Raw genomic sequence first — 10,424 nt, 5'->3', positions numbered from 1 at the left:
TGCCCGCCGCCCGATCGGCAAGGCCTTCGTCGCCACTGTCGAACAGGACGACCGGAACCGTACGGCGGGGTACGAGATCGGCCACCATCGCTTCCAGATGCGAAAGCGGCGCCGAACACGCGTGGAACGGGTGCCCGCGCGCATGCACCCCTTGCTCGCGCACGTCAAGAAACGCGAATTCGCCCGGTCCCGAGAGCAACTCCCGCATGCCTGCTTGCGACAGTTGCCGCGTCACGACGTGATTCCGGTCCAGGTCGGGATGATCCGTCGACCCCGTGTGTGCATCAGCATCCGGTGACCTCTCGAATGGCGGGTCCAAGGAAATCCAGCGGGCGCGAGCACGCAGGCAGGAGAGCAGGTCAAGGCAAGACGCGTCGCCCCGTGCATCATCCCGTACTCGAATGCGCGCAGGAACCCCCGGCTCCACCTTGATCAGGCGACAACCGCCAGCCCTCCGATGCCTTCCGCCGTGGTCCCGGACCAACGGGTGAGCCGTTGCCCACGCACGGATACCGGACTTGCGCGGCTTCAAGGTCACGACCGACGCGAGGGCATCGACCGCAAGCTGGGTTCAATTCCGAAGGCTGGGGCAACCCGTCATGGCGGAGCGGAATCATCCCGGACGCATGCGGACGAACCGCCACGTGGCTGCCCTTACCGTGGGGTCTCCCGACATGGTCAACCCACGCGGTTGTGTGGGACGCATTGACGCCGTTTTCACCTGCCACACATACTGCGATCTCGCCTCGATGCCGGCGAAGCGTTCGCGGGGAGACGGCCATGACATACGAGCTTGAGCAACTCGCGGTAGATTGCCGGGAGTCACTTCGGCGGGACCCGGGCAAAACCGGGCGAGAGGAGGTCCGCAAGTTCATTGAGAGGGCCTGTGCCGATCCGGAGTTTGTGCACACCCACCTCGGACCAGGCATGGAGGATGTGCGCAAGATTCTCTACGAAGATCCGGAGCTCGGCTTCTGCATCCTGGCGCATGTGCACCTGGGCGTCGCGAACAGCCAACCCCACGACCACGGTCCGAGTTGGGCCGTGTATGGACAGGTTGCCGGCGAGACCGAGATGATCGAATGGCAGGAAGTGTCGCCCGGACATGTCGAGAAGGTGCGACAGTATCGTTTGCGTCCGGGCCAGGCCGTGGTCTACCACGAGGGGGACATCCATTCGCCTCGGCGCGAGGGCGCGACCCAGCTGCTGCGGGTGGAAGGCGTCAACATGGACAACGTCGGCCGGCGCCGCTTCAGTCCCGTCGACCCGCGCGAGCAGGTGGCGCATTCGCAGGCCTGACCGAAGGGTTTCTCGCGCAGGCACGTGGCGCGGCAGCTATCGCGCTCGGCAGACGAACCACGGCAACCGTCACCGGCGTCACCCGGCGCGTCACTGCGCAGCACCGTGACTTCCGTCGGGTGGCAGCCGCCCCGGCTTCCGATCAGGGAGGAGCAGCCCGGCCTCTGCCGTTGCGGCAGTTCATGCGTCCAGCTTGGTTTCCTTCTTCGACCACCATGAGACAGGTGGTCGCGGCGCTCAACCGCATCGGAAGTCCGCATCGTCTTGACACGATCTTCGGACCGGAACCGCAGGCGCTCGGTGTTCCCTGCTTGTGCGTGGAGACGGATAGCCGGCGTGCGGCCTCTGAGCGCAACGGCTGGTCGTCCGGCATGGTATGGTGCCGCCGCTGGAACGCTTTCCCGTACACCTGCGGCCATCTCCGGGCACAGCGCCGAAGACGGATGCTTCATTGGACTTCCGGAACATCGGAGGCAGCGGGCGGGACCGCGCCTTGCACCAGCAGAAGTCAGTGGGGAGGTTGTGAGTGCGGTATGAGGCACCCGAAACCATCGAAGGGGCGGTGAAGCTCCTCGCGGGCGGTGGCCCGCGGGGTCGCGTGCTGGCGGGAGGCACGGACCTGCTTGTCCAGCTCCGTGCCGGCATGATCGCGCCGGAACTCGTCGTCGACATCAAGCGAATCGACGAAACCCGGGAGATTCGCGAAGAAGGCGGCAGGCTCGTCATCGGAGCTGCGGTCACAGGCGCTGAGCTGGGAGAGCACGCGGCTGCCAAGGCAATGTGGCCGGGCGTGGTCGAAGCGACCGAGCTCATTGGCTCGACCCAGATCCAGGGCCGGGCCAGCTTGGCCGGCAATCTCTGCAACGCATCGCCGGCGGCAGATACCGTGCCTGCCCTGGTGGCCGCCGCTGCCACGTGCAGGATCGCGGGTCCGGGCGGCGAGCGCCGCGTGCCGGTCGAAGAGGTTTGCACGGGACCTGGCGAGCTCTCTCTTGACGACGGCGAATTCGTCGTCGCATTCGAATTTCCGAAACGGCCACCGCGTTCGGCCGACGCATACCTGCGTTTCATTCCCCGCACCGAGATGGACATCGCGGTCGTTGGCGCCGGGGTCAACCTCTCGTTTGACGACAATGGACGCTGCGCCACTGCCCGGGTTTCCCTCGGTGCCGTCGCACCTACTGTAATCCTCGTTGAAGAGGCGGGTCGGGCCCTTGTCGGCACCGAATGCGACGACGCAGCCCTGCAGAACATGGCTGCCGCGGCAAGTGCGGCCTGTCGTCCGATTGACGACAAGCGGGGCACGGTCGAGTACCGAACCAAGGTCGCGGGAGTACTCGCGACACGAGCGGCAAAGATTGCCGCCCAGCGGGCTAAGGGGGCGCGATAATGGCCAAGGCACACGTCACGACGACCGTAAACGGGGATCCGGTCGAATTCCTGTGTGACGCCGAGCAGACCCTGCTCGATGTACTGAGAGATGAACTCTACCTCACTGGCAGCAAGGAAGGTTGCGGTTCGGGCGACTGTGGCGCGTGCAGCGTCATCGTCGATGACCGCCTTGTGTGCGCCTGCCTGATGCTCGGCGTGGAGGCTGAGGGGCATTCCATCGAAACGATCGAGGGAATGGCCAACGGCGACCAGCTTCACCCGCTGCAGACAAAATTCCTCGAGCACGCGGCGCTTCAGTGCGGGGTCTGCACGCCCGGCATCCTGGTGGCCGCGAAGTCACTGCTCGAGCGCAACCCCGATCCGACCGAGATCGAGGTCCGGTACTGGCTGGCAGGCAATCTCTGCCGCTGCACCGGTTATGACAAGATCGTGCGTGCCGTGTTAGACACGGCGCAAGAGATGCGAGGAGGCTGACCGATGGCGGCTACTTCAAACGGCAAGGCAAACGGGGCTACCCGGTGGATCGGAACCCGGCCGGTGCGGCCCGACGGTGTCGACAAGGTGACCGGCCGCGCACGGTTCGGGGCCGATGTCCATCTCCCGAACATGCTGGTGGGCAAGGTGCTCCGAAGCCCGCACGCGCATGCGCGAATCCGGTCGATCGATGCGTCTGCGGCCCTGGCGCTGCCCGGCGTGAAGACCGTGGTCACCCGCGACGATTTCAACGACCTCTCTTCCGAATTCGTGCCGGCCGGCGAGATGCTGGTCAACTACCGTGACGTGGTCCGGAACGTCATGGCGCGCGAGAAGGCGCTGTTCGAGGGACATCCGGTCGCCGCGGTGGCGGCTGTCAGCGAGAAGGTGGCGAGAGAGGCGCTGGCTCTGATCGACGTCGACTACGAAGTCCTCCCGCACGTCCTTGATGTCGTCGATGCGATGGCGCCGGACGCACCGCTGCTGCACGAGGACATGATCACCGCTGGTGTCGAACCGGCCCCCACGAAACCCTCCAACATCGCCAAGGTCGTGGAATTCAAGCTCGGCGACGTCGCCGCGGGGTTTGCGGAAGCCGACATCGTCATCGAGCGCGAGTTCAGCACGCAGCCCGTGCATCAGGGCTATATCGAACCTCACTCCTGCATCGCAAACTATTCCGAGGACGGGCAGGCCGAGCTCTGGTGCACCACCCAGGGCCACTTCGTGGTCCGGGGGCACTGCGCGAAGCTCCTCGGCATGGATGTATCGAAGCTTCGGGTCACCGCCTCCGAAATCGGCGGAGGGTTCGGCGGCAAGACCGTCGTATACCTGGAGCCGGTGGCACTGATGCTGTCGCGCAAGTCCGGGCAGCCCGTGAAGATGACCATGTCTCGCGAGGAGGTGTTCCGGGCTTCCGGTCCTGCCGCAGGTACCCGCGTGTGGGTCAAGATCGGGATGACCAACGAGGGTCGGATTACGGCAGGGGAGGCCGTGTTGAAATATCAGGCCGGGGCCTTCCAGGGATCGCCGGTCCAGCCGGGCTGTATGTGCGCGTTCGCCCCGTACGACCTGGACCACGTGAAGGTCGTCGGCTACGACGTGTTGGTCAATCGGCCCAAGGTGGCCGCGTACCGTGCGCCGGGTGCTCCGCAGTCTGAATTCGCGGTCGAGTCCGTCGTCGATGAGCTCGCCAAGCGGATCGGGATGGATCCCGTCGAGCTCCGGCTGAAGAACGCGGCGAAGCAAGGCACCAAGGCCGCGTATGGTCCGACGTTCGGGCCGGTTGGGCTGGTCGAGACGCTCGAGCAGGCAAAGGCGCACGACCACTACCGCGCCCCGCTCAAGCCGGGTCAGGGCCGAGGGGTTGCTTCCGGCTTCTGGTTCAACATCGGCGGCGAAACCTGTGCGACGCTCAATCTGGGAGAGGACGGCACCATCGCCCTCGTCGCAGGGACACCCGATATCGGGGGCTCGCGCGCGTCGCTGTGCCTGCAGGCAGCCGAAACACTGGGCGTGGACGTCGAACGAATCCGTCCCCTGATCGGCGATACGAGCACACTCGGCTACACCTTCCTGACCGGCGGCAGCCGGACTGCGTTCGCCAGCGGGATGGCCGTCGTCGAGGCAGGAAAGGACATGATCCGGCAGCTGTGCGAGCGCGCTGCGAAGGTCTGGGACATTCCGGTCGACGCGGTGGAATGGGCCGATGGCGAGGCGCGCCCCGCCGGGTCCAACGCCGGTGAGTTCGACCCGCTATCCCTGGCCGACCTTGCGAGGCTCGCCGGCAAGACCGGTGGACCGTTCGTTGGTCGGGCACAGATCAACGCGCAAGGCGCCGGGCCGAGCTTCGGAACGCATATCGTCGACGTGGACGTCGACCGCGAGACCGGCAGAGTGACGATCGAGCGCTACACGGTCATCCAGGACGCCGGAACGGCGGTGCACCCGAGCTATGTCGAAGGGCAGCTGCAGGGTGGAGCCGTCCAGGGAATAGGGTGGGCCCTGAACGAGGAGTACATCTACGACGACAAGGGGCGGCTGCAGAACCCCGGTTTCCTCGACTACCGGATTCCCGTCTGCTCGGACGTTCCGATGATCGACACGGTCATCGTGGAGGTTCCGAACCCGACACATCCGTACGGGGTCCGCGGCGTCGGGGAGACGCCGATCGTGCCGCCCATGGCCGCCATCGCCAACGCCGTGGAAGGCGCGCTGGGAATGCGGTTCATGGACTTGCCGATGTCCCCGCCCAGGGTCCTCAAAGCGCTGGAGGATGCCCGCATCGCCGAGGCGGCCTGACCGATCCCATGGCGCGCGTGGTCTTCACCGGCAACTTTCGCCACCTCGTTGGTGACGACACCGAGGCGGACATTCCCGCTTCGAACGTGCGTGACCTGCTCAACCGGTTGGGCGAGCGCTACCCCGCGCTCGCCCCACACCTTGATGAAGGAATTGCGGTCGCCATCGACGGCGAGATCCACCAGGATGCGCTCTTTTCGCCAGTCGGCCCGGACAGCGAGGTGTATCTGATGCCGAAGATCGCGGGCGGCTGACACGGGACAAGGCAGTTCGCGAGGAACGGATCCCTGCATGGACCGATGCCCAAGGCCCTGCAGGGTGAGTTCGCTGGCCCGTCAACGCACGAAACAAATGCCATGGTCTGATCGAAGGTCGCGATGAACCCCGCTGGAGGGCGCGGCGTGCGACAGCCGGATCCAGCCTCGACCAGCCCCCCGGTTCAGCGTTGAGTCCTCGAGCCTCCCGTGCTCGGGCTCCTGCGCACGGGCTGGGGCTGGTGCCGCTGTCGATGTTTCCCAGCTGGCGAAAATCGTAGGAAGTTCGCGACCCTCGCCACACTGAGGGGAGTCCGATGTGCCCCAGTCGGCGATCGGTTCCACGGAAGAACTCGCATCGATCTTGAGCTGCCCGGCAACATGGCTGCTGCACGATAAGCCTGTTGTCCGGGGCGACTTGGCCGTGGGCCCGTCCGGCACCATTGCGGCTGCAGTCTTGATGTCGATCTCGTCCTGCTCAACCTCAGCGATACAGGGAGATGGTTCCTGCGCTTCAAAGGCCGTCATTTCCGGCCGCTTGATCTGGCTGCTGTACGCCTTGATGTCGGCCAGCAGCTGACGATGGATCCCGGGATGGGCGAGGACCCGGCGGGGCTCGCGCAGGAAACGGTCGAGTTCCGTCTCCGTTTCGGCAGCCATCCTGGCGACGTCCACTGCCGCCGCCTCAAGCGATGTCAAGCTCGTTGGGTTCGGAACGTTGGCTGCAGGAGAGCTCGCCAGATGGGGGATCACCACCACCGCCAGCAGGGCGCATGACAGGACTATTCGGATCGTCCAGACCGTGTTCATGAGGGCCGCGAATCGCTCCAGAGTCATGTTGGCCATGAAACCGGGTCGGGACGATGGCCCGCCGGTATTGCTCGTCGCGTGATTACCGGGCATGCGTTGTTCTCCTTTCTTGCTGCTTTGCCAATAGATGCTTCTCGCCGGCATCAACCTGGTTTCTCCGGGCAGCCGGTATCGGGCGCATGTGGGTCAGGAGCACAGCTCCAGGCCGTCTCCATGCGGGTATGCCCGTTGGGAACAGGTGGTGCAGGTTGGACATTGCCAGTGGACGAAAGGACTGTTCTTGATCCGCTACGAAGGATCGAACTGATTTCTCTTTGACAGTAGGTCGAAGAATACAAGCAGACGACTTTCTCATGTGTTCAAGGTAGTGCGATGTCGGCCAGATTTACAGTCAAGATTCCTTGTTGCATGCAAATACTGCATGCCTTGATATGTCTTCAATTGAACACTGGCAATAACTACCCTCGCTGTTATCCTTGATATAGCTTCACCAGTAATTGTGTATAAGTAAATCCACGGGTCCGGTATAAGGTTTCTTTTGCAAGTGGACGCGATCCAGAGTTAATTGCGAAGCACTGTTTGCGTTGCTGACCGGTACCGCTGCGCCGACGAGCTAGTGCAGGCCGCGTTTGGAGCAGCCCGGCCTAGCCGCGAATCAGGTTGGGCAGCCAGAGCACTAGGCTGGGCCAGAGCGAGACGATTACGATGACCGCGACGTGGCTGGCATAGAACGGTATGGAGGCCCGGATCGCGCGCTCGTAGGTCACCCCGGCCAGTTGCGACGCCGTCATCAGGGTCATCCCGACGGGCGGCGTGATGTTGGCGACGTTCAGGGTCACGATCATGACGATTGCGAAGTGAAGGGGATCGAAACCCAGGCTGAGCATTGCGGGCACCAGGACCGGGGCGACGACAATGAGTGCCGGTAGTACGTCCAGCACGGTGCCGACGGCGATCAGGAACAGATCCACTAGGAGGATCTGGACGGTCGGCTCGGTACTGATGCTCGCGATGAACCCTGCCGCCTCACGGGCCACGCCCGAACGCGTAATGAACCACCCGAGCACGGTCGAAGTCGCCAGCAGGAAGAACACGACCCCGCTGAATCGCACCGTGATGAGCAGGGCAGCGCGGATTTTCGCCAGATTGAGCGTCCGGTATCCGAAGAGGCCGATCAGAAGCGCATAGACCGCGGCGAAGGCGGAGGCTTCCGTGATGGTGGTGAGTCCTCCGAGAATGCCGCCGAGGATGATGAGCGGCACCAACAGGGCAGGTACTGATGCGAAGAAGGCAACGATCGCGATGCGAAGTGGCGCACCCGGGTGCTTTGGGTGGTTTCCGAGGTAGGCGAGAATGCTGCTTGTCACGAGCAGCATCCCGGCCATGAGCAGCCCTGGAACCAGCCCGCCGGCGAACAGGTCAAGTACGGAAACGTCCCGCAGGATGGACGCGTAGACGACCATGACGACGCTCGGCGGGATGATGGGACCGATGATTGACGAACACGCCGTCACCGCGGCCGCATAGGCGGCGTCGTAGCCTTCCTTCTTCATGGCCGGGATCATCAGCCGCCCGATTGCCACGGCATCGGTAATGGCCGCGCCCGTGAGTCCGGCAAAGAACACGCTGGTGGTGATGTTCACGTGGCTGAGCGCGCCGCGGACTCGTCCGAGCAGGGCGTTGTTGAACGTCACGAGCTTCTGGGTCAGACCCGCCTGATTCATCAGCTCCGCGGTGAAGATGAAGTACGGGACCGCAATGAGAACGAAACCCGAGACGCCGGAGAACATGCGGTCGGCAAGCATGCCGCGCAGGTCGAGACCGCCAAGGGAGATCGCTCCCGCGAGGCCCGAGAACGCCATCACGAGCGCGACCGGTGCTCCCACCACGAGAAGGAACAGGAAAACCGCGGCGGCGGTCACGCGTCGTGTTCCCCGTCGGGGCTGTCCGGCGATGGTCGGAGGAGGACGTGCCCGTGCACCAGGTGCACAAGGATGATCACCCCCGTGATCGGGACGGCCGCCGCTACCCAGCGGTGGTGCACCTGAAACTGGTCGGAGACCATGTAGTACTGGGTGGAATTCAGGAAGAAGTCCCAACCGGTCTCGATCAGCAGCAATCCCAGCAACGCGAGCGACGCGAGCACCAGCCATTGCATCGTCCGTGCCCACGGTCGAGGAAGATTCCTCGATACCAGCGTCATGGCGACGTGCTCTCCGTAGCGGAGCGCAACGGTGGAGCTAAGGAGCCCGATCCATGGCACGAAGAGGCGGGCAAGCGAGTAGGTCCAACTCAGCGAGTCTCCGGTGATCACCATGTAGAACGAACCCGCAAACGAGATCGCAAGCATCACGCCGACGAACGCGACGCAGACGTAGATGACCACGACGTTGAGCTGGTCGCTGAAGCTACGAAGGCGTTGCATGGGAAACCGGTTTCGGTCGCTGGCCGGGGGGGAGAGCGACGGCGACCGCAGCGCCGGACCGGGCGACCGTCTTGCCGGTGGCCTAGTTCCCGTAGTGCTCCATGTCGCTGGCGGCGAGGGCCTGTTCGATCCGGTCCACTTCAACCCACAGCGCGTCGACCAGCCCCGCATCGACGCCAAAGTCCTCCGTGATCCACTGCCGCCACGCGGGCCGGGCGATCGCCGCCATCCTTTTCTTCTCGTCGGCCGTCAGGATGTGGCATTCCACGAACTCATCGCACGAGGCAACCCACCCCCGCACAGCGGCAAGGGTCGCGAAGCCGTGGGCCATCTGGATTGCTTCCCGTGCCGACTGCACGACGATGCGCTGGTAGTCCCCGGGCAGCGACTGGTACCACCGTTCGCTCACCATCCAGGAAATGGAGTTGTAGACGTGGCCGCTCCAGGTGGTGTAGTCGTTCACTTCCCATAGCTTGAATGCAAGGCTGGCCCCCGGGGCGTTGAACTGGCCGTCTGCAAGGCCGGTGCTGAGCGCGGTGATGACTTCGCCCCATGGCAGCGGGGTGGCCGACGCGCCGAGTGCCTTCATGGTGGCGACGTGGGCGGGGTTTTCCTCGACCCGGATGCGCAGCCCCTGGATGTCGTCCACCGTACGGATGAGGCGCTTGTTGTTGGTGAAGGCTACGAAGCCGCCACCGTCATCGAATGTGCCTAGGTAGCGAAGTCCGGAGGACTCGATGGCACCGCGCATGAAATTCGCGTGCCACGCTCCATCGAAGTAGGCCCTTGCCACGTGGTAGTTCGGGAACAGGAACGGGGTCGTGATGATTTGATAGTCCTTGAAGAACGAGGACATGGCCCCGGATGACATGACGGCCGACTGAACGGTCTTCCCGATCTGTGCTTCCTTTCCGTTCTCGACTTCCGACCCCAATTGGCCGGCTCCGAAGATCTGGACGTCAATGTCGCCGTCGGTACGCGCTTCCACCTGCGACGCGAAGTGCATGAGCGCCGGCTGAACTTCGTTGTTGGTGAGATCCTCAGGGAGCAGGTGCGGAACTACCATGGTGTATTCCGCCGCTTCGGCGCGTGAGACTGTTCCGAGTGCGGTGACGCACACGACGAAGGCAACCGTCATGGCGATCAGAGGGGCGCCACTCCCGGTCGTCTGGTTCGATATCGACATTCTGCTCTCCGTTCTTGGTGTCGCCGGCGGTTGCGGGATGGCCGCCGTCGCCGGCATTCCAATGGTCGTGGCTGCGCGAGAGGCCGAGGTCACATGCCGGGGTCGCCAGGACGGATACACCGCTCGCAACCGACCACCTCCAAGACCTGAACCAAGGACGAACTCCGTCGGCGCGACGATTCCCGTCAAGGCCTTGTCAGAATGGCCTTACATCTTGACCGCTCCACGTGCCAACACCGGGAGGATAACGAACGAGCCGCTGGTCACGAGAGCCGGCATGGAG

Annotated in this window: 10 protein-coding genes; 5 read left to right on the top strand and 5 right to left on the bottom strand. The window is 64.1% G+C overall.

Going from position 1 to position 10,424, the window contains the following annotated elements; all coding sequences use genetic code 11:
* A partial coding sequence (locus tag OXH60_09955) for a thiosulfate sulfurtransferase (GenBank protein MDE0712441.1) occupies positions 1-235 on the bottom strand: 235 nt, incomplete at its 3' end.
* 545 nt (positions 236-780) lie between these two features.
* Between OXH60_09955 and OXH60_09950 the strand changes: the two genes are divergently transcribed.
* The 5 genes from OXH60_09950 (at position 781) to OXH60_09930 (ending at position 5,720) form a co-directional block, all read left to right on the top strand.
* Entirely contained in the window at positions 781-1,299 is a 519-nt protein-coding gene (locus tag OXH60_09950) for a hypothetical protein (protein MDE0712440.1), read from the top strand.
* A 526-nt stretch (positions 1,300-1,825) separates the two neighbouring features.
* A complete protein-coding gene (locus OXH60_09945) occupies positions 1,826-2,689 on the top strand; it encodes a xanthine dehydrogenase family protein subunit M (GenBank protein ID MDE0712439.1) in 864 nt (287 codons plus the stop codon).
* A complete protein-coding gene (locus OXH60_09940) occupies positions 2,689-3,165 on the top strand; it encodes a (2Fe-2S)-binding protein (GenBank protein ID MDE0712438.1) in 477 nt (158 codons plus the stop codon). Before OXH60_09945 ends, OXH60_09940 begins: the two co-directional genes overlap by 1 nt.
* A gap of 3 nt (positions 3,166-3,168) precedes the next feature.
* The gene (locus OXH60_09935; GenBank protein ID MDE0712437.1) at positions 3,169-5,466 is read left to right on the top strand and encodes a xanthine dehydrogenase family protein molybdopterin-binding subunit; all 2,298 of its coding nucleotides are present in this window, start codon (positions 3,169-3,171) and stop codon (positions 5,464-5,466) included.
* Positions 5,467-5,474: 8 nt separating this feature from the next.
* The gene (locus OXH60_09930; protein MDE0712436.1) at positions 5,475-5,720 is read left to right on the top strand and encodes a MoaD/ThiS family protein; all 246 of its coding nucleotides are present in this window, start codon (positions 5,475-5,477) and stop codon (positions 5,718-5,720) included.
* An 81-nt stretch (positions 5,721-5,801) separates the two neighbouring features.
* Here the strand turns inward: OXH60_09930 and OXH60_09925 are convergent, their stop codons facing one another.
* From OXH60_09925 to dctP, 4 genes are all read right to left on the bottom strand, one after another.
* Complete coding sequence (locus OXH60_09925; protein MDE0712435.1) at positions 5,802-6,623, bottom strand: hypothetical protein; 822 nt, start codon at positions 6,621-6,623, stop codon at positions 5,802-5,804.
* 551 nt (positions 6,624-7,174) lie between these two features.
* Positions 7,175-8,452 (bottom strand): TRAP transporter large permease, encoded by a 1,278-nt coding sequence (locus tag OXH60_09920; protein MDE0712434.1) that lies wholly within the window; start codon positions 8,450-8,452, stop codon positions 7,175-7,177.
* Positions 8,449-8,955, bottom strand: a complete 507-nt coding sequence (locus tag OXH60_09915; GenBank protein ID MDE0712433.1) for a TRAP transporter small permease subunit — start codon at positions 8,953-8,955, stop codon at positions 8,449-8,451. The genes OXH60_09920 and OXH60_09915 overlap by 4 nt, the downstream gene beginning before the upstream one ends.
* Before the next feature lie 82 nt (positions 8,956-9,037).
* Complete coding sequence (dctP, locus tag OXH60_09910) at positions 9,038-10,141, bottom strand: TRAP transporter substrate-binding protein DctP (protein ID MDE0712432.1); 1,104 nt, start codon at positions 10,139-10,141, stop codon at positions 9,038-9,040.
* Positions 10,142-10,424 lie beyond the last annotated feature (283 nt).

It is taken from the genome of Rhodospirillales bacterium (assembly GCA_028824295.1).
Lineage (GTDB): Bacteria > Pseudomonadota > Alphaproteobacteria > TMED109 > TMED109 > VXPW01.
The sequence above is the reverse complement of the archived record's forward strand: the minus strand, read 5'-3'. Positions and strand labels throughout refer to the sequence as shown.